The sequence below is a fragment of the Mesorhizobium sp. M0047 genome, from assembly GCF_040323315.1.
Classification (GTDB): domain Bacteria; phylum Pseudomonadota; class Alphaproteobacteria; order Rhizobiales; family Rhizobiaceae; genus Mesorhizobium.
Genome location: NZ_JAMYUW010000001.1, coordinates 171,540 through 189,732, shown reverse-complemented (window position 1 = coordinate 189,732; position 18,193 = coordinate 171,540). Strand labels below are relative to the sequence as shown.

The 18,193-nt window shown below is 61.6% G+C and carries 24 protein-coding genes; 19 read left to right on the top strand and 5 right to left on the bottom strand.

Annotated elements, in window-relative coordinates; genetic code table 11:
* The first annotated feature begins 283 nt into the window (after positions 1-283).
* The 3 genes from NKJ89_RS00940 to NKJ89_RS00930 all read left to right on the top strand — a co-directional run bounded on the left by NKJ89_RS00940 (position 284) and on the right by NKJ89_RS00930 (position 2,486).
* Positions 284-886 carry a hypothetical protein gene (locus tag NKJ89_RS00940; RefSeq protein WP_352599102.1) on the top strand — a complete coding sequence of 201 codons (603 nt, stop codon included), beginning with the start codon at positions 284-286 and terminating at the stop codon, positions 884-886.
* Between the two features lie 62 nt (positions 887-948).
* Entirely contained in the window at positions 949-1,803 is an 855-nt protein-coding gene (locus NKJ89_RS00935; RefSeq protein ID WP_352599101.1) for a 23S rRNA (adenine(2030)-N(6))-methyltransferase RlmJ, read from the top strand.
* 230 nt (positions 1,804-2,033) lie between these two features.
* Complete coding sequence (locus NKJ89_RS00930; protein WP_352599099.1) at positions 2,034-2,486, top strand: hypothetical protein; 453 nt, start codon at positions 2,034-2,036, stop codon at positions 2,484-2,486.
* 225 nt (positions 2,487-2,711) lie between these two features.
* Here NKJ89_RS00930 and NKJ89_RS00925 read toward each other — a convergent pair whose 3' ends face one another.
* On the bottom strand, positions 2,712-3,023 hold the full coding sequence (locus NKJ89_RS00925) for a transcriptional regulator (protein WP_352599097.1): 312 nt from the start codon (positions 3,021-3,023) through the stop codon (positions 2,712-2,714).
* A 249-nt stretch (positions 3,024-3,272) separates the two neighbouring features.
* Here NKJ89_RS00925 and NKJ89_RS00920 point away from each other — a divergent pair, with 249 nt between their 5' ends.
* The 3 genes from NKJ89_RS00920 (at position 3,273) to NKJ89_RS00910 (ending at position 4,950) form a co-directional block, all read left to right on the top strand.
* Positions 3,273-3,467: a hypothetical protein gene (locus NKJ89_RS00920; RefSeq protein WP_352599095.1), complete on the top strand. Its 195-nt coding sequence runs from the start codon at positions 3,273-3,275 to the stop codon at positions 3,465-3,467.
* 116 nt (positions 3,468-3,583) lie between these two features.
* The gene (locus NKJ89_RS00915; protein ID WP_352599093.1) at positions 3,584-4,048 is read left to right on the top strand and encodes a hypothetical protein; all 465 of its coding nucleotides are present in this window, start codon (positions 3,584-3,586) and stop codon (positions 4,046-4,048) included.
* Between the two features lie 305 nt (positions 4,049-4,353).
* Positions 4,354-4,950: a glutathione S-transferase family protein gene (locus tag NKJ89_RS00910; protein WP_023761567.1), complete on the top strand. Its 597-nt coding sequence runs from the start codon at positions 4,354-4,356 to the stop codon at positions 4,948-4,950.
* 149 nt (positions 4,951-5,099) lie between these two features.
* On the opposite strand, the gene NKJ89_RS00905 is transcribed toward NKJ89_RS00910, so the two are convergent.
* Positions 5,100-5,759, bottom strand: a complete 660-nt coding sequence (locus tag NKJ89_RS00905) for an outer membrane protein (protein WP_023761565.1) — start codon at positions 5,757-5,759, stop codon at positions 5,100-5,102.
* A 411-nt stretch (positions 5,760-6,170) separates the two neighbouring features.
* Between NKJ89_RS00905 and NKJ89_RS00900 the strand changes: the two genes are divergently transcribed.
* The 7 genes from NKJ89_RS00900 to NKJ89_RS00870 all read left to right on the top strand — a co-directional run bounded on the left by NKJ89_RS00900 (position 6,171) and on the right by NKJ89_RS00870 (position 11,690).
* On the top strand, positions 6,171-6,935 hold the full coding sequence (locus NKJ89_RS00900; protein ID WP_352599091.1) for an SDR family oxidoreductase: 765 nt from the start codon (positions 6,171-6,173) through the stop codon (positions 6,933-6,935).
* A complete protein-coding gene (uvrC, locus tag NKJ89_RS00895) occupies positions 6,932-8,995 on the top strand; it encodes an excinuclease ABC subunit UvrC (RefSeq protein ID WP_352599089.1) in 2,064 nt (687 codons plus the stop codon). The genes NKJ89_RS00900 and uvrC overlap by 4 nt, the downstream gene beginning before the upstream one ends.
* A gap of 101 nt (positions 8,996-9,096) precedes the next feature.
* The gene (pgsA, locus tag NKJ89_RS00890; RefSeq protein ID WP_352599087.1) at positions 9,097-9,693 is read left to right on the top strand and encodes a CDP-diacylglycerol--glycerol-3-phosphate 3-phosphatidyltransferase; all 597 of its coding nucleotides are present in this window, start codon (positions 9,097-9,099) and stop codon (positions 9,691-9,693) included.
* 1 nt (position 9,694) lies between these two features.
* Entirely contained in the window at positions 9,695-9,952 is a 258-nt protein-coding gene (gene moaD, locus NKJ89_RS00885) for a molybdopterin converting factor subunit 1 (RefSeq protein WP_352599085.1), read from the top strand.
* A gap of 1 nt (position 9,953) precedes the next feature.
* The gene (locus NKJ89_RS00880; RefSeq protein ID WP_352599083.1) at positions 9,954-10,430 is read left to right on the top strand and encodes a molybdenum cofactor biosynthesis protein MoaE; all 477 of its coding nucleotides are present in this window, start codon (positions 9,954-9,956) and stop codon (positions 10,428-10,430) included.
* A gap of 63 nt (positions 10,431-10,493) precedes the next feature.
* Entirely contained in the window at positions 10,494-11,258 is a 765-nt protein-coding gene (locus tag NKJ89_RS00875; RefSeq protein ID WP_352599081.1) for a YbaY family lipoprotein, read from the top strand.
* A 162-nt stretch (positions 11,259-11,420) separates the two neighbouring features.
* Positions 11,421-11,690, top strand: a complete 270-nt coding sequence (locus NKJ89_RS00870) for a hypothetical protein (RefSeq protein WP_352599079.1) — start codon at positions 11,421-11,423, stop codon at positions 11,688-11,690.
* 280 nt (positions 11,691-11,970) lie between these two features.
* Here the strand turns inward: NKJ89_RS00870 and ndk are convergent, their stop codons facing one another.
* Positions 11,971-12,393 (bottom strand): nucleoside-diphosphate kinase, encoded by a 423-nt coding sequence (ndk, locus tag NKJ89_RS00865; protein ID WP_023761556.1) that lies wholly within the window; start codon positions 12,391-12,393, stop codon positions 11,971-11,973.
* A gap of 294 nt (positions 12,394-12,687) precedes the next feature.
* Here ndk and NKJ89_RS00860 point away from each other — a divergent pair, with 294 nt between their 5' ends.
* Complete coding sequence (locus NKJ89_RS00860) at positions 12,688-12,942, top strand: DUF2934 domain-containing protein (RefSeq protein ID WP_352599077.1); 255 nt, start codon at positions 12,688-12,690, stop codon at positions 12,940-12,942.
* Positions 12,943-13,015: 73 nt separating this feature from the next.
* Here the strand turns inward: NKJ89_RS00860 and NKJ89_RS00855 are convergent, their stop codons facing one another.
* The gene (locus NKJ89_RS00855) at positions 13,016-13,708 is read right to left on the bottom strand and encodes a glutathione S-transferase family protein (RefSeq protein WP_352599075.1); all 693 of its coding nucleotides are present in this window, start codon (positions 13,706-13,708) and stop codon (positions 13,016-13,018) included.
* 61 nt (positions 13,709-13,769) lie between these two features.
* Between NKJ89_RS00855 and NKJ89_RS00850 the strand changes: the two genes are divergently transcribed.
* Positions 13,770-14,282 (top strand): DinB family protein, encoded by a 513-nt coding sequence (locus tag NKJ89_RS00850; protein ID WP_023761552.1) that lies wholly within the window; start codon positions 13,770-13,772, stop codon positions 14,280-14,282.
* A gap of 159 nt (positions 14,283-14,441) precedes the next feature.
* Here NKJ89_RS00850 and NKJ89_RS00845 read toward each other — a convergent pair whose 3' ends face one another.
* Positions 14,442-15,401 carry a LysR substrate-binding domain-containing protein gene (locus tag NKJ89_RS00845; protein ID WP_023761551.1) on the bottom strand — a complete coding sequence of 320 codons (960 nt, stop codon included), beginning with the start codon at positions 15,399-15,401 and terminating at the stop codon, positions 14,442-14,444.
* 110 nt (positions 15,402-15,511) lie between these two features.
* Between NKJ89_RS00845 and NKJ89_RS00840 the strand changes: the two genes are divergently transcribed.
* The 4 genes from NKJ89_RS00840 to NKJ89_RS00825 all read left to right on the top strand — a co-directional run bounded on the left by NKJ89_RS00840 (position 15,512) and on the right by NKJ89_RS00825 (position 18,118).
* Positions 15,512-16,345, top strand: a complete 834-nt coding sequence (locus NKJ89_RS00840; RefSeq protein ID WP_023761550.1) for a hypothetical protein — start codon at positions 15,512-15,514, stop codon at positions 16,343-16,345.
* A gap of 45 nt (positions 16,346-16,390) precedes the next feature.
* Positions 16,391-17,311 carry a DMT family transporter gene (locus tag NKJ89_RS00835; protein ID WP_352599336.1) on the top strand — a complete coding sequence of 307 codons (921 nt, stop codon included), beginning with the start codon at positions 16,391-16,393 and terminating at the stop codon, positions 17,309-17,311.
* Entirely contained in the window at positions 17,304-17,507 is a 204-nt protein-coding gene (locus NKJ89_RS00830) for a hypothetical protein (RefSeq protein WP_352599073.1), read from the top strand. Before NKJ89_RS00835 ends, NKJ89_RS00830 begins: the two co-directional genes overlap by 8 nt.
* A gap of 152 nt (positions 17,508-17,659) precedes the next feature.
* Positions 17,660-18,118, top strand: a complete 459-nt coding sequence (locus NKJ89_RS00825; protein ID WP_023761547.1) for a Ros/MucR family transcriptional regulator — start codon at positions 17,660-17,662, stop codon at positions 18,116-18,118.
* Positions 18,119-18,193 lie beyond the last annotated feature (75 nt).

Here is an 18,193-nt window from a genome sequence, read left to right as displayed (position 1 = left end):
ACAAAGAACAGGTGAAGCAATTTGAGGCGCGCGCCCGGGCCAGTGGTCCCCATCTTGCCGGAAAGCGTACACGCGCATTCATTTCGTCGAGGGAATGCCAGTCATTATCGCAATTGCGTTTGAGCGCATAGGTAGAAGCTTGCCTGCCTTGCCGTGCCGCCGCCGATCTGGTTGCTGCCCCGAGTGATCCCGCTCCAGCGGCCCGAAAGCTGCAACACCTGGCCATCGCCTTTTGGCCGTCGGGGCGCTATTGGCAAGGTCACGATAGCCTGTGGTGATGTGAATGCGCTTTGTGTTTGTCCTGATCCTGCTCGCCGGCACCGGCATCGGTGTCATCTATCCCTGGGCGATGAGCAATTTCTCCGGCCATGAGATCGGCACCTGGCGGGTCTATGAGCAGGGCCGCTTCAAGCCCCTGACGGTGCCGCTCGGCAGTCGCGACGCGCGGGTGCGGGTGCTGGTCGACCTGACCGCAAGAGCCGAGCGCATCGTCTCGCAGCAGCGCACCGTGCTGACGCTGACCGCAGCCAGCGGTGGCCGCACGGTGCTCGCCTCGACCCTGCAGTTCAACCATTCCGACAATCCGCGCCAGGCCAGCCCCCAGCTGCCGGACAAGATCTTTCGCGACCAGGCCGGAGTGATCGAGAACGTCAACCCAGGTCCTTATGTCTTCACCGTCGGACAGGGTGATGCCGACGACATACCGATGCGAGCGGTCGATCTGATCCTGCGCTCGGGTGTCGGCGAGATCGACAGCCGTGCGCGGCCGGTCGGCTTCTCGCTGATGACGGTCGGCTTGATCGGGTTTTTGCTGACTTTGCGTACTCATGGCGGCCGGCCGGAAAATCCGAACTCGCAGCCACCGCCTCGCTGGGGCAGGGGCTGATGCATGTCGCCCACAAGTGTGCAGCGGTTTTGGGACAACGACATGCATAACGGCACCGAACCATGAACTACCGCCACGCCTATCACGCCGGAAATTTCGCCGACGTCGTCAAGCATGTCGTGCTGACGCGGTTGCTCGAGTATCTGAAGCAGAAGGACAAGGCGTTTCGGGTCATCGACACCCATGCCGGCATCGGCCGCTACGACCTGTCCTCGGTCGAAGCGCAGAAGACCGGTGAGTGGCAGGGCGGCATCGGCAGGCTGATCGATGCCCAGCTTGCAGCGCCGGTAGCAGCACTGCTTGCGCCTTATCTGGAGACGGTGCGGTCGCTCAACCCGGAGGGTGGCATCCAGAAATATCCGGGCTCGCCGCTGATCGCGCGTCATCTCCTGCGCAAGCAGGACCGGCTGACGGCGATCGAGCTGCACCCCAAGGATGTGGCGAAGCTGAGGACGCTTTTTGCCGGCGATTTCCAGGCCCGGATAATCGAGCTCGATGGCTGGCTGGCGCTCGGCGCGCATCTGCCGCCGAAGGAAAAGCGCGGCCTGGTTCTCATCGATCCGCCCTTCGAGGAAACGGGTGAGTTCGAGCGCCTCGTCGACGGGCTCATAAGGGCGCACAAGCGGTGGCCCGGCGGCATCTATGCGCTGTGGTATCCGATCAAGGACCGCAAGGCGATAATTGCCTTCAGGAAGGCGCTCAAGCAATCCGGCATCCCGAAGCTGCTCGACATAGAATTCGAGATCAGGCCGGCCTCTTCGGAGCCCAGCCTAGACGGCAGCGGCCTGCTGGTAGTCAACCCGCCTTTCACGCTGGAGGGCGAACTGCGGATGCTGCTGCCGGCCTTGCACCGGCTGCTTGCGGTAGGGAGGCCGGCGCACTGGTCGCTGGAATGGCTGGCAGGCGAGCAGGGTTGACGGCGAAGGGCTTCGGATATCGCCGTTCGGCGCCAGGAGGGCGGAACTCTTTTACGACCCAGGGCCCGCGCTCTCTCGGGCCGGCTATCAACGGGCCGCGGTGATTCCGATCCACGCAAGTCCGGCTCTGGCCAACGCTGTTTCAACCTGGGAAACCATTGTTTGCACAACCGCTTGACCGCTGCCAAGCGAATCCGCACAGTGCGCGCAATCGACCTTGAGAGGCTGTCATGACTCGCTTCGCCAAATCCGCACTCGCCGCCCTGATTTCGCTCTGCACCCCGCTTGCCGCGCCTCTGGGCGTCACCCAGGCCGTGCAGGCGGCCGATCTCACGGTCTATTCCGATGAGGACAGCGGCGTCTGTGGCGAAGCCTGGGTGCTGAACAAGATCACCAGCCGCTTCTCCTACCAGGTACATCACGTGCCGCATCTGCCGGTCGTTCAGATCACTGATTTTCAGCGCATCCACCAGCACCGCTATCTGCCAGCCAACGACACCTGGCCGATCGGCCGCCGCTACTGCGGCGCCACCGTCAGTCTCTCCGATGGCCGTGACCGCACGATCTGGTACTTGATCGAGGAAGGCCAGGGCTTCGCCTCGATCGGCGATAACGTCGAATTCTGCGTCTCGGGCTTCGACCGCTGGATGGTCTACAACGGCCGCTGCCGCGTCCTGCGCTAAGATCGCTTTCCCGTTTCGATCCTTTTTCGCGCCTGCGGCTTGATCGGCTGCGGGCAAGCGCGTCCACGCACCGGCGTCGACCGGATCATCGCCGAGGCGGATGTGGCCAAGATGGCCCTGTATCGTCGCGCCGAAGATCGTGCCGGGTGAACCGCGCGGCAGGTGTGACGATCGGTGCCGGCGCCGCCATGGTCGCCGCGCGTGGAGATACGCGTGATCGCCGCGCTATTTCCTGCGCGGCGCGGCCTGGGCATGATCGAGGATTTTGTGTAGGAAAGCGGCGTGGCCGCGGAACGCGCGCCGTCCGCTCGTCGTCGCCCTGACGCGCGTCTGCGGCCGGCGTCCGACGAACAGCTTTTCGATGTCGACATAGCCGGCCCTGGCCAGCGTATCGAGATGCGCGCCGAGATTGCCGTCGGTGACGTCCAGGATGGCCTTCAATTGGCTGAAGTCCAACGTTTCCCGCCTTTCCAGCATGTTCAAGGTGGCCATGATCCTGAGCCGAGTGCTTTGGTGGATGATTTCGTCGGCACTCATCAGTCAGCTCCAATGCGGCGACGCCGGAGACCACCAACGGTGCGGCCGCCAGGAGGCGCCGTCGCGCCAATCTCGAACAGCGACACCGCCCCTTGCGCCTGTGTGATCAACATTGAAGCACTCGCATAGCTCGCGCAGAATACTCTGTGAGGTAGAGTGATCTGTCAACTGACCTAAGAGCGAACGCTGATATCATGCTTGACAAGGTGACGCGTCGATTGGCCATCATGATCCGTGTAGATCGCCAGCTTGCACGAGATGATCGCGCCGTTGAAGCAGCAGGTCATCGTACCGGGGCCGGAGATCGGCGCGCAAAGCTGGAGGCTGATCTTCACAGCTCCACGGTTGCAGCGTGTGGAGAGTGTCAGCCGTACACTTTGGGCAATGGTCGAAGATCAACAGCGGATTTCTACGATGATCAGCACGATCATGTGCCAACCGTAACCAAAATTTAAGCTGCGAAAATCAGTCTATTGCTTCGCTGGCTAGCAAGCCGCGAGTCAGATATGCATGAGCGCGCCGGGTCATTACGGCCGTCGGCACAACGGAAGGGGCATCGCATGGCTAAGCAGTCATCCAAAGCGCCGGCGTCCAAGGCACCGGCAAAGAAAGCACCCGTAAAAACGGCGACGGCGAAGGTCGCAACTGCAGTCAAGAAAGCAGCACCTGCTGCCAAGCCGAAGGCGGCCGCGCCCAAGGCAAAGGCAGCGCCGGCCAAGAAGCCGGCGGCAAAGGCAGCGGCAAAACCTGCAGTGAAGAAGGCAGCTCCTGCCAAGGCAGCGGCTAAGCCGGCTGCGAAGGCGGCGCCGGCCAAGAAGCCGGCTGCAAAGGCTGCGGCAAAACCCGCTGTGAAGAAGGCAGCACCTGCCAAGAAGCCGGCTGCAAAGGCAGCACCTGCCAAGAAACCGGCAGCCAAGGCTCCGCCGGCAAAGAAGGCGGCGGCAGCGAAATCTTCAGCGCCGGTGAAGAAAGCGGCACCCGCGGCTAAGCCGAAGGCAGCACCCGCGAAGTCCGGCAAGAAGTAATCGCGTCTCCCTCGCCGGGGGCAGTATCGAGACAGTCAAGGGTGGGTGCCCGACAGGCGCCCCGCTCGTTGCTTCGGCACTCGGAAGGCGAGAACAGAGGCAGACGGAGGATAACTTTTCGCAGCTCCCAGGACTTCGCCGTAGGGCGGAGTCCGGTGGAGCTTTCTCTGTGTCAACGATGCGCATCAAAGGTTGCCGTGAGGCTTTTCGGTCTTGCCGCCCGCCGCCGGGTTTTCCGCTTTGGGTCATTGCTCGATCGCGCCTGATCGGTCAACACTGCCCGCCGCAAAACAGGAAACCGATTCATGCCGAAGCTGCTCTACGCGTCGTCTTCCCCCTACAGTTCCAAGGTGCGAATGGCAGCAGCCTATGCCGGCATCGCCGTCGATCTGGTGCCGATCAAGACTGAGGAGAAGCCAGCCGACTTGATGATCGCCAACCCGCTCGGCAAGATTCCGGTTCTGGTGCTCGATGACGGCCGCTCCATCCATGACAGCCGCGCCATCATCCAGCACCTCAACCGTTTGTCGAAGAGCGCGCTTTTTCCGCGCAATCCCGACAAGCGGCTCGAGGCGGAAGTGCTGGAGGCATTGGCGGACGGCATTTGCGACTGTGCGCTGTCGATGGTCTATGAGCGGCGCACGCGGCCTGACGAGATGGTCTACCAGCCCTGGCTCGACCGCCAATGGGGAAAGATCACGGCAGCACTCGATTTGCTCAACGCCAACCCGCCGAAGCTGCCGAAGAAAATCACTGCCGGCCAAATGGCGCTGCGCGCCTGTCTTGGCTATCTGTCTCTGCGCTTCGCCGGAAAATGGGAAAAGGGCCGCGCCCGGCTGACGCGCTGGGCAGCGCGTTTCGACGAGAAATTTCCAGAACTGAAGCCCTGCATTCCCGGGTGATCCGCTCAATCAACCCGGTGATCCGCTTGATCACCCCGGGTGATCGCCCCGATTTCCCCGGTGAAATCGCCTCGGCTCCCGCGGGATCATTCCGGCACAAAAAAAGCCGGGCGCGAGGCCCGGCTTTTTCGTGTCGTGGCTTGAACGACTTAGAACTTCATACCAACGCCGAAGGTGACGCGGTTGTCGGTGGCCTTGACATTGCCAATGCCGCCGCCGAAGTCCTTGCTTCCGAAGTCGGTGTAACGATATTCGACGCGGCCGAACACATTGTCGGTCAGCTTGATGTCTGTACCGAGGCCGGCGGTCCAGCCGAGCATGGTTGCGGTGTCGCTGGTGCCAAGCACGGTGTCTTCCACCTTCAGGCTTCTGCCGGCGAGGCCGCCGGTGCCATAGAGCAGGATTTCCGGGGTCACAGCGTAGCCGAGACGGGCACGCAGCGAGCCTTCGAAGCCAGCCTTGGAGTCGATGCCGTTATCGTCACCCTTCACGCCGTTGTAGCCGAGTTCGGCTTCGGCACCGTAAACGAAGTTCTCCTGCTGCCACTGGTAGCCGCCGAAGACGCTGCCGACGAAACCCTTGGTATCGGTCTCAACGCCGAAATCCTTTTCCTTCGTACGGCCGCTGAAGCCATAGCCGACGTTGAGACCGGCATAGGGGCCGGCCCACGAAGCGACCGGAAGTTCGGCGACCGGCGCGGGTGCCGGCGGCTCTTCCTGGACGACGTCCGCGGCATAGGCAGTTCCGCTGAGGGCGAAGAGCCCGAGCGCCACGGCCAGCGGCCGTGCGAATTTGAAATTGGCTTGCATTGTTCTTTACTCCTTAAGCCACAGGACACAGGCTTGTTTCTCACGACCGCCATCTACCCGTCCGGGGGGTGAAACGGATCTGGCGTTCGCCGGTTCCAAATGTCGTGTCAAAATGCGGCTGAACCGAACCTGAACTTGGGTCATTCCCCGGCACGAATGAGGCAGAAACTTGACGTTGCATCTTCGCAACAGCGAAATGGCAGGAGCCGTCCCGTGCTGCGCTGCACACCGCTTGGTGCAAGGAGTCCAGCGCCCTATATTCCGGTCGGGCGGATCCGAGTTCAAGCGAGTCGAGACGCCGAAAAGGCCGTTTCGCCACAATGCTGCCCAAGGTGCGAACGCCATTTAACGCATGCCGGGCCATATTTCGCCGGCACCGTTTTTCGGGCCGAAATTGAGGATTGACACTATATGAGCAAAGCCACGGCCACGGCGCTGGTGACGGGTGGGGCCAAACGGATTGGTAAGGCAATTATCGAGGATCTCGCCGCCCACGGGTTTGCCGTCGCCATCCATTGTAACCGCTCGCGTACCGAAGCCGATGCGTTGGCTGCCGGAATCAATGCCAGGGGTGGCCGCGCCGTCGTGATCGCCGCCGACCTGACCGATATGGACGCCGTCGGCGACCTCGTCGGCCAGGCGCAAGCAGCGCTCGGGCCGATCTCGCTGCTGGTCAACAATGCGTCGCTGTTCGTCGACGATTCGGTTCTGGATTTCGACTGGCGGGCCTGGGATCGGCACTTTGCAGTGCATGTGAAGGCACCCGCGCTGCTGGCGCAGAACTTCGCCCGGGCGTTGCCTGAGGGGCAGGAGGGGCTGATCGTCAACATCATCGACCAGCGCGTCTGGCGGCCGACGCCGCGCTATTTCTCCTATGCCCTGTCCAAGTCGACGCTGTGGGCGGCAACGCAGATGATGGCACAGGCGCTCGGTCCCCGCATCCGTGTCAACGCCATCGGTCCGGGGCCGACCTTGAAGAACACACGCCAGGACGACGGCGATTTTGCCGCGCAAGTCGACGGCTTGATCCTCAAGCGCGGCCCGGAATTGCCGGAATTCGGCGCCACAATCCGTTATCTCTGGGCCGCGCGCTCGGTCACCGGCCAGATGATTGCGCTCGATGGCGGCCAGCATCTTGCATGGCAGACGCCCGATGTGACAGGCATGATGGAATGAGTCCTTTGGATCACAAGAACAAGCCGCGCGGCGGCGCCGATGATCTGCCCCCCGATATCGACCTCGAGGACGAGGCGGTCGAGGAGATCGTCGAACCTGCGGGTCCCGATGTCGCCTTCACCGCCATCGACTGGACGCCTCATGCAGGCGACGCCGAAGGCATGGTCGGCGCCGAGGTGATCCAGACGCTGGTCAAGCGGCTGCCCAACGCGCCCGGCGTCTACCGCATGATGAACGCCGCCGGCGACGTGCTCTATGTCGGCAAGGCGCGCAGCCTGAAGAAGCGCGTCACCAGCTACGCGCAAGGCCGCTTTCACACCACCCGCATCGGCCGCATGGTGCGCGAGACATCGACGATGGAGTTCGTCGTCACCCGCACCGAGATCGAAGCGCTGCTGCTCGAAGCCAATCTTATCAAGCGCTTGCGGCCGCGATTCAACGTGTTGATGCGCGACGACAAGTCGTTTCCTTATATCCTGTTGACCGGTGACCATATCTCGCCCGGCATCTACAAACATCGCGGCGCACGTTCGCGCAAAGGCGACTATTTCGGCCCCTTCGCCTCCGCCGGCGCCGTCGGTCGCACGATCAACTCTCTGCAGCGCGCCTTTTTGCTGCGCAGCTGCACCAACTCTTTCTATGAGAACCGCACGCGGCCGTGCCTGCTTTATCAGATCAAGCGCTGCGCCGGCCCCTGCACCGGAGAGATCTCGCACCAGGACTATGCGAAGCTTGTCGCCGAAGCGAAGGACTTCCTGTCCGGCCGCAGCCAGAAGGTGAAGACGGAAATCTCGGCCGCCATGCAGCAAGCGTCCGAAGCTCTCGATTTCGAGCGCGCCGCGATCTATCGTGATCGATTGGCCGCCCTGTCGCATGTGCAGAGCCACCAAGGCATCAATCCGGCGACCGTCGACGAGGCCGACGTCTTCGCGATCCATCAGGAAGGCGGCCAGGTCTGCATCCAGGTGTTCTTCTTTCGCACCGGCCAGAATTGGGGCAACCGCGCCTATTTCCCCAAGGCCGATCCGGCGCTGGAAGGATCGGAGGTGCTGGGCTCTTTCCTGGCGCAATTTTATGACGACAAGCCGACGCCGCGGAACATTCTTCTGTCGCATCGTGTCCAGGAGCAGGAATTGCTGGCCGAGGCGCTCTCCACCCGCGCCGGTCGCAAGGTCGCGATCTCTGTGCCGCAGCGCGGCGAGAAGAAGGATCTGACTGACAACGCGCTGCAGAATGCCCGCGAGGCGCTTGGCAGGCGGCTGGCCGAAACCTCCACACAGGGACGCCTGCTTGCCGGTTTCGCCGAAACCTTCGGCCTGGCCAAGCCGCCGGTGCGCATCGAAGTCTACGACAATTCGCACATCATGGGCACCAATGCGGTCGGTGCCATGGTGGTCGCCGGGCCGGAAGGTTTTGTGAAGAACCAATACAGAAAATTCAACATCCGCTCGACCGACATCACTCCTGGCGACGATTTCGGCATGATGCGCGAGGTGATGGAGCGGCGGTTTTCGCGGCTGCTCAAGGAACATGGCGATGTTGCCGTTGCCGGCGATGCGGGCGGGGCGGGCGACGATATCGAGGATGATATCTCCGGCAGCTTCCCAGCCTGGCCAGATGTCATCCTGATCGACGGCGGCCAGGGCCAGATGACGGCGGTGCGCAAGATCCTTTCGGATCTCGGCATCGAAGATCGCGTGGTGGCGATCGGCATCGCCAAGGGCCAGGATCGCGACGCCGGCCGCGAGCGCTTCTTCGTCAGGGGCAGGGACTCATTTTCGCTGCCGGTACGCGATCCCGTCCTTTATTTTGTCCAGCGCTTGCGCGACGAGGTCCACCGTTTCGCCATCGGTTCGCACCGCGCACGCCGCAAGAAGGAGATGGTCAAGAGCCCGCTCGACGAGATCAGCGGCATCGGCCCCGGCCGCAAGCGCGCCCTGCTGCTGGCCTTCGGAACCGCCAAGGCGGTCAGCCGCGCCGCGATCGAGGACCTGCGCAAAGTCGACGGTATTTCCGAGCGGGTGGCGAAACTGGTCTACAATCATTTCCACGAGAGCTGACGGCCAGGGTCCTATTTTTGTCTGGCCAATCGATTGTCGCCTGTTGACCCCCTACATTGGCATCTGATTTGAGTAGGCAGGCAGAAAGAGTTTTCCCAGATATGGCCCAGCGCGCATTCAACCTGCCCAATATGCTTACCTACGCCCGCATTGTCGCGGTGCCGCTGGTGGTGCTGTGCTTTTTTCTTGAAGGACATCTGAAGTCGAGCGAGTTCGCCCGCTGGTCGGCGCTGGCAATCTTCCTGCTCGCCTCGATCACCGATTATCTGGATGGCTACCTGGCGCGCGCCTGGCAGCAGACCTCCAATATCGGCAAGATGCTTGATCCGATCGCGGACAAACTGTTGGTCGCCACCTGCCTGCTGCTGCTGGCCGCCGACACCGATCGCCATGCGGGCATTGCCGGTTGGTCACTGTGGGCAGCGATCATCATCCTGTGCCGCGAAATCCTCGTCTCGGGCCTGCGCGAGTATCTGGCGGCGCTCAAGGTCTCGGTGCCGGTGACGCAGCTGGCAAAATGGAAGACCGCCATCCAGATGGTCGCCATCGCCTTCCTGCTGGCCGGGCCGGCCGGCGACAAGATCTTCCCGCTGACCACCCAGACCGGGCTGGTGCTGCTGTGGATCGCGGCCTTGGTCACGCTCTACACTGGCTACGATTATTTCCGCGCCGGCCTCAAACACATCATGGACGAGTGAGATGACGACCCGGCTCATTTATTTTGCCTGGGTGCGCGAACGCATCGGCGTGCCCGAGGAAGACGTCGACTTGCCTGCTGACATCGAGACGGTCGCAGACCTCCTGCGCTGGCTGAAATCGCGCGGCGAAAGCTACGAGCACGCGCTGCAATATCCCGACGTGATCCGCGTCGCCATCAACCAGGAACATGTCGAGCACCGCGAGAAGATATCAGGCGCGCGCGAGATTGCGCTGTTCCCGCCGATGACCGGGGGCTGAGATGACCGGCGCGGTCGTACCTGTCGTGCGCATTCAGGCGCAGGATTTTGACGTCGCCGCCGAGATCGCCAGACTGACGCAAGGCCGCGCCGATATCGGCGCCGTCGTCACCTTCTCCGGTCTTTGCCGCGACGAGCAGGGCACGCTCTCAGCGCTCGAGCTCGAACACTATCCCGGCATGGCGGAAGCCGAGATCAGCCGCATTGCCGCTGAAGCGGTTCAGCGGTGGCCGCTGCAGGGTCTCACCGCGATCCACCGCCACGGCAAGATCGCGCCCGGCGACAACATCGTGCTGGTGGTGGCCGCCTCGGCGCATCGCCAAGCGGCATTCGAGGCGGCGAATTTTCTCATGGACTATTTGAAATCGCGTGCGCCGTTCTGGAAGAAAGAGCATCGCGCCGATGGTTCCGAGGGTGGCTGGGTCGAGGCCAAGGAAGCCGACGCCAGCGCGGCACAACGCTGGAAACCGTCCGAATAAATCCCGCCGCAGCCATGTATTGACCGCAATCCTTTGGCCAATTGACCGCAAGGGGAGATGGTCATGCTGGACAGGATCGCGGAGTTCTTCGTCTTCGGCTTCGTGCCTCTGGTCGTCGGCATGTTGGCCGTGCCGGAACCGTCTGCTGCCGCTGGAAAGTCCGTGAGAGGCGAAGTGATCTATCGCGAGCGCATCGCCTTGCCGCCGAGTGCCGTACTCTCCGTACAACTTGCCGACGTGTCGCGAGCCGATGCGCCGGCCACTATCATCGGCGAGCAGAAAGTCAGGCCGGCCGGCCAGGTGCCGATCAGCTTCGAGATTAAATTCGACCCTTCCGTCATCCGATCGCAGATGACTTATGCGTTGCAAGCCCGCATTACCGCAGACGACAAGCTCCTGTTCATCTCCGATGTCCGTCATCAGGTCGACCCGCTGACCGACGTGCCGCAGACGATCATGCTGAAGATGGTCACGCCGAGCGCCGAGCCAACGGGTTCCGTCTTTGACCAGCTCTGGCTGGTCGACTATGTCGACGGCATCGGCGCCAGCACCGCGCCGCAGGCGACGTTCAGCGTCAGCGAGGCTGGCAAGGCAGGCGGCAAGGGCCCCTGCAACACCTATTTCGCCACCGCCAAGATCGATGGCCGGACGATCGCGATCAGCCATATCGGCTCGACCTACAAGGCCTGCGCGCCCGAGGTGATGGCTGAGGAAAAGGCGTTGTTCGATGCGTTGGCCAAGGCTGCGTCATACAATGTCGCTGCTGGCAAGCTCATCATTGCCGACAAGGATGGCCGCAAGATCCTGCGCTTCAGCGCCGCAAGCTAGCGCAAATCTCATTGCCAAAACTTTTTCGGAATAATTTGCGCAAGAGAAGCGTTTCTCTCCCAGACATGGCGGGCAAGGCAAAGGGGATATTTCGAATATCCCTTGGTTGAAGCCGCCAGACCTGCTGCGGCTCGTTCTGGCTTAACTCAAAGGAGTCCAGAGATGAAAACGCACACGCTTATCCTCGCTGCCGCAGGCGTATCGCTTCTTGCTCTTACCGGCCTTGCGTCGGCGGACGATCATCTGTTCAACGCCCTTCAGCATGGTCTCAGCGCCGATGGCCAGGCGTTCCACACCAACAAGGCCGGCCACAGCGGCGATCTCGCGCCTGGGCAGGGTAGTCCATTTGCGGGTGCCGATACCCAGACACCGGCCACCGATACGGAGGCAGCGAACGCCCATGCGAACGTGAAAGATCGCCAGCCGAAGTGACGAGAACCCGCCGTGGCGGCGGCGGGCCTCTCAAGCCGTCGTTTGTTCGAATACTGCGCCATAGTGATAGGGCGGCACCTCGACCAGGTTGGCAAGCCTGAGTCCACCCGCCTCGGCGGCCGCCACGCTCTGTTCCGGAGACAGCCTCAATTCGGTCCTCGGTCCGCGGCCATGTCTCATCCAAGTACATGCAGTTCGCACGCAGGGCTGACTGTTCGGCCATGAAAAAAGGCCGGCGAAACGCCAGCCTTTTTACGTGATCACGCTTTGGACTATCGGCTCAGCCGACGATCTCGGTATCCGAGAACCAGTACTTGATCTCTTCCGCCGCGGTCTCTGGCGCATCGGAGCCGTGCACCGAGTTTTCGCCGATCGACAGCGCATGCACCTTGCGGATCGTGCCTTCGGCGGCATTGGCCGGGTTGGTGGCGCCCATCACTTCGCGGTTCCGGGCAATGGCGTTTTCGCCTTCCAGCACCTGCACGACGGTCGGTGCCGACGACATGAATTCAACCAATTCGCCGAAGAACGGGCGGTCCTTGTGCACGGCGTAAAAGCCTTCCGCCTCACGGCGGCTCATCCAGACCCGGCGCGAGGCGATGACGCGCAGGCCAGCCTCTTCCAGCATCTTGGTGATGGCGCCGGTGAGGTTGCGCCGGGTTGCGTCCGGCTTGATCATGGAAAATGTGCGTTCGAGCGCCATGGGTCGTCCTTGTCTGAGAATGGAATTGAGGGTGGCGGGCTCTATACAAGCCGTCCGGCCCATTGCCAAGGGGCGAGACCGACTTGTGCCGTAGGCAGACAAAGTTGTCCGGATTAGGCAGCAGATGAGTTGTCCAGTTTCATCGCGAGCCACTGGAGGTTGGGGGCGAGGCCAAAGCGGGGCGCCGATGGGCAGGCCGGAGGCGAGATCGGATGGCTGCACAGCAACGCTTTGCTTGCTATAGTCACCTGTCGGCGCCGCGTTGAAGTCGGCCCGCATGGAGATAACACGACCATGGCAGACGATCGTCAGGAACGCATTCGCAACCGCGCGCATCAGATCTGGCTGCAAGAGGGACAGCCGGCTGGACACCATGAGCGCCATTGGCGTCAGGCGACGGCCGATGTCGACCAGGAGGATGCCGCGGGGGCGTCGACGGCCAAAAAGCCAACCAGGAAGGCAGCTGGCGCCGCCAAGGCAAAGGCCGCCCCCAAGGAAGCAAAGGCTGCCACCAAGGCCAGCAAGCCAAAGAAGGCGTCGGCCAAGTAAAGCTCTCCTCGCTACCGAGCTTTTCTGCCGGACATCGGCGGCCTTCGTGCTGTCTTGCAGCAGGCGTTCGGCGTCACGCTGCCGCGGCCACCTTTCGTCCCAGCCCGCCATGCAGGTCGAGGCAGCGGGCGAACCATTGCGCCACCACGTCGCCGTCGTCGAGCAGTTGGTAGGGTGAGGCTATGCGCGCCCATTGCAGCGCGCCGAAGACGATATAGTCTGCAAACAGCGGCGATGCACCGCCGATGAAAGGCTGATAGCCGAGCAATGAACGCAAGGGTTCCAGCGAGGCCCTGAAGTTGCCGAGCCCGGCCTCCCGGGCTGCCATCACATCTTCCAGCCGCTTGCCGAGACGCTGCTCCCTGCTCCGGCGGAAATAGGCGGCGTTCTCCGCGTCCTGCATGGCATGCAGGTCGACGATCGCCGCGGTGGTCACATAGGGATGAATGGTCAGTTGCGACCAGCGTTCGATGAAACGCGCCATCGCCTTGCCGCCTTCACCGCCAAACAGCGTCGGCCGGTTCGGATAGGCTTCATCCAGATAAAGAGCGATTGCGAAGGAATCCGAAACGACCGTCTCGCCGTCGCGGATCACCGGAACGGTTTTCGAAACGCCGCCCTCGACAGCGGGCACCTCGAGAAAGCGCGTCGGCGCGGTTGCTGTGTCGAGCCCCTTATGGGCAAGCGCCATCGCCACCTTCCAGCAATGCGGGCTGAACGGACGTGCGGTGTCGCGTCCGACGAGGTCATAGAGCAGAATGGTCATTGGCGGCAGCCCTCTCGCGGGTTAGGTAGGCCTCCTTGTCGACGCGAGCCGAAGGGAAGCCATGAGACAGCATTTCATGATGTTTGCGGCCTATAATCAATGGGCCAACAACCGCATCTATGATGCCGCCGCGGAGCTCGACGAAGAGGAATTCAACCGCAATGTCGGCGCCTTCTTCGGCTCGATGATGGGCACGCTCAACCACTTGCTGACAGCCGACCGCATCTGGATGAAGCGCTTCACCGGTGAGGGCGACGCGCCGACGACGCTGGACGCCATCCTGCATCGGGGCTTGCCCGGTCTGCGGATGGCGCGTGAAGCCGAGGACAGGAGGATCATCGATTGGGTCGGCGGCCTCAATGACAAGGCTTTGACGGGCCGCTTCACCTACATGACAGTCTCGGACATGCGCACGGTCTCGCAAAGGCTGGCGCCGGCGCTGGACCATGTCTTCAATCATCAGACTCACCATCGCGGCCAAGCGCATGCAATTCTGACCATCCTGGGACGGCCAAGCCTGGGGTTGGACCTGATGCTCTTCCAGCGAAGTGAGGAAGGCAGGGCTTTCGCCTGATCCTGGCGATGTTTGGCGGTTGTGAGTCCGAAGCCTGAGGGCCCTCGCTTGCTATCGCTGCATTTTGTGCTGCAGCATCGTCCTTACGTCAGGCCACTAACCAGTGGCTCTCAACGGACTCTTGCTGGTCGGATCTCATCGGCAGACAACGAAATGGTGTCAGACAGCCATCGCGGCCTCGCCGCTGGTTTCGCTGTCGAGCTGGCGCTGCGTCAGAGCCGCTTCCGCCATCACCCATTGCTTGAAAAGCACAACCTTGCGTGTGGCAAGGCGTTGTGGGGGAGAGACAAAATACCAGCCGGCCGTGTTCGGATGATGGACGGCGAACGGAGCCACAAGCCTTTCGGCACGGATATCGCTGGCCATATAGGCACGGTTGGCCACCGCAAAACCCATCCCGGAATTCGCTGCCTCGTAGGACATCATGCACGAGTCGAAATAGATGCTTTTGGCCTTGCTGAGCACGAAGCTGGCGCCGGCGAAACCAAGCCAGGATTGCCAGTTCTGGGTGCAGGTATCGGAATGCAGCAGCGTGAAGTGCCTGAGATCGTCCGGTGTCACCTTCGACAACTGCTTGTCGCCGAGAACTTCATGGAACAGCTTGCGGCTGCACACCGGTGTCAGGTCTTCCCGAAACAGCAGATCCGATTGCAGCCCGTGAAAATGATCGTCGCCATAGCGGATTTCAAGATCGAACTCGGAGGTCGTGAACTCATGCGTCGCATAGGAGGTCGAGACCCGCATCACGATATCGGGATATTGCTGCTGGAACAGCGGCAGGCGCGGAAACAGCCAGCGTGCCGCAAAGGTCGGCAGCACTGATATCTTCAACACATGTTCCTGGGATTGCCCCGTCGCTTCCATGCTGGCAGCGACGATTCGCTCCAGCGCCTCGCGGACGCGCGAGACATAGGTCTCGCCCTCCGGCGTCAGCGACACCGCATTGCCGCCGCGCTGGAAGATCTTGAATCGCAGCTGATCCTCCAGGCTTTTGACGCGCTGGCTGACCGCTGAAGCGGTGATAAACTGTTCTTCGCCGGCGCGCGTGAAATTTCCGTGCCTCGCAGCACTTTCCACGATTTTCAGCGAATTGAGGTTGACCTGACTGAGCAGACGCACGGTTTCGACCTTAAGCTGAGCTTACACTAGCACCAGCATTCCTAATTTTACAGGGGGTGCTAATTTAATCGACTGCTAACTAAGTGATTACCCTCACTTGGAGAAGTACAATGAACGCCCATACCATACCCGAATTGCGCTATGCGATGAGCCGCGAGGCCATCATCGGTCACGAAACCGCCTGGAAAGTGTCGAATTTCGGCGTCGCGCAATATCTGCATGGTTACGATCCGGCACTGCTTGCCGCGATCGAGGAGGCTGCTCTGAAGCTCAAGGCCAGCCATGCCGTGCACAAGCACCTCGATCTGACCTTCATCACCGGGGCAGACCGTTTCATCCCCGAGATCAAGGAACTGCTGCATGACAAGCTGCGCCTGGAGCGGCTGTCGGACATGATGGGCACCAAGCTGGAGCCCTATCCGCTGTCGATCGTCGGCTCGACGGTTACTTTCATGAATCCCAAGGACGGCGCCGTGGAATGGCATTGTGATGGCGTTCCTGTCACCGAACTCATTCCACTGTCGATCAGCAATCCGCTGGTCGGCGGCCATCTCGAAATCTACTGCGACGACTCCGAAACCGGCCGCGCTATCCTCGAATCCGGCCGCGAGATTCCCCGCAACCGTGTCATGCGCATCGATCACAAGATGAACTACGCGACGCTGGGGCAGTTCCTGGGCGTACTGCATCGCACCGCCCCGATCCGGTTCGGCGAGCGCGTCACGCTGGTGCTCAACCAGCGCTCGGTGGCCAAACCCTATGTCGACGATAACCGAATGTTCTATCTCGCCGCCGACAACGACCACGACCGTGAGTGGGTCGGCGAACTGGCCGAAGATGTCTGGACCAACCAGCTGCCGGCCTATCGCCGGTTCGAGGCAGAGCATCCCGTGCCTGCCGCTGTCGACGCGCCGGTTCCGGGTGGAGCCAGGGAATCATGGTGATGAGCCATGATTCTGAAAAATGGGAACCGGTTTTCGGGCAGGACCATGGTCGAACATAGCGCTCGATGCCGATTGTTCAGGCATGGATCGGGCTCGATATCCGCGCTGGTTTTCGCTGCCGGCGCGGTAGCGTTATGGTCGACCAATGCGCTGGTCGGCAAATCCCTGCTGGCCAGCCACCCAGTGTCGCAGGTGCAGTTCCTGCAGTTTGCAGGCGCCGCAATCGTCTTTGCCGCCATCCGGTTGATGAGCCGGAAAAACGCCGCGCCGGTCGCGGCAGGAGCCGTACCCATGGCTCTCGCGGTCGGCTTCATCGGCCTGGTCGGCACCATGGTGCTGCAATACATAGCCTTCTCGTCGATGCCGGTGATCGAGGCCAATCTGCTGGCCTACACCTGGCCGTTGATGGTCGCGGCGGCGGTGATCATTTTGCAAAATCCGCGGCGCCCGGCTCTGCTTGGCGTTGCCGCGGTGGTGGGTTTCATTGGCGTTGCGCTGGTGATTTCGGGAGGGCTCAACCAACCCTGGCTCCAGGGCGATCTCGTCGGCTATCTCACCGCATTCGGATCCGCACTGTGCATGGCATTCTATTCGATCATGGTGGGGCGGGTTGCCACCTCACCGGATCGTCTGTTGCTGCCATCGGCGCTGATCGGCGTCGTCTTGACGTTTCTGTGGTGTGTTCGCGACGGTTTCACCTGGCCCTTCGGTACGGACCTGGCCCTCGGCCTCTATCTGGGCGCCGGCCCGATGGGGTTGGGCTACTATTTCTGGTCGCGCGCCCTGAAGCTCGAAGGTAGCGGCAAGGTCGCGGTCGTCGCTTATCTCACGCCGGTCGCTTCGACCCTGCTGCTGACGCTGTCTGGTGAACGGCTGACGATGACGGCCATTGTCGGAGCCGTCCTGGTCATGGGCAGCTGCGTCATGGTCGGCGTGGAACGATCGGAGGCCGAAAACCATGTTTGACGAAAATGAACGCCTGGCCGTTCAGGAAGCGCTTTGGCTGATCAAGGAATTCGGCGCGGAGGCGCCGCTCTATGCCGCGATGAAGGCCGAAAAGGCGATAGAACAGAAGGATTTCAGGCGTTGCGCACTCTGGAGGCGTATTTTAGAGATATTGGCCGATGGCCCCGCCGTGAAATCTGCTGGTTCGAAGTATTAGATTTTCTAAGTTGCGTGACGTCGATTTCGGATGAAAGCTACTTTTGCCGATTCTTTGCTCCTTGTTGAGATTGGCGGTCCGTTGGGGGACGCGGTTAAAGAGATACATCGACGTAAGTCTTCGCTGGGGTGGAGGATTTTGTCGCAAATAGGATGAAAGAATTGTCAAATATCGATGATAAGACCGTTATCGAGCTAACGGCCGATATTGTCTCGGCCTATGTAGGCAACAATCCACTTCCGGCTTCTGGCTTGCCTGAGTTGATTGCTAGCGTCAGTGCTTCGGTTCGCAAGCTCGCCGGTGCAGTTGTCACGGAAACGCCAAATCTTGTTCCGGCAGTGAATCCGAAGAAGTCGGTGTTTCCCGACTACATCATCTGTCTTGAGGACGGGAAGAAGTTCAAGTCTCTCAAGCGGCATCTGCGGACCGACCACGGCCTGAGCCCGGACGACTACCGCGCCAAATGGGGTCTGCCGCCGGACTATCCGATGGTTGCGCCAAACTACTCGGCGACGCGGTCGGCGCTGGCAAAGTCGACGGGACTTGGCCGCAAGCCGGCAGCAGCGCCGGCCGCAGCGGCCAAGGCGACGAAGCGCAAGGCGACTGTCTGAATCCTGCCTGGCCGGTAGGCGAGTCGTGATCGACTGCTTCGACGACGCCCTTGCGGGCGTCGTTTCCAGGCCGTG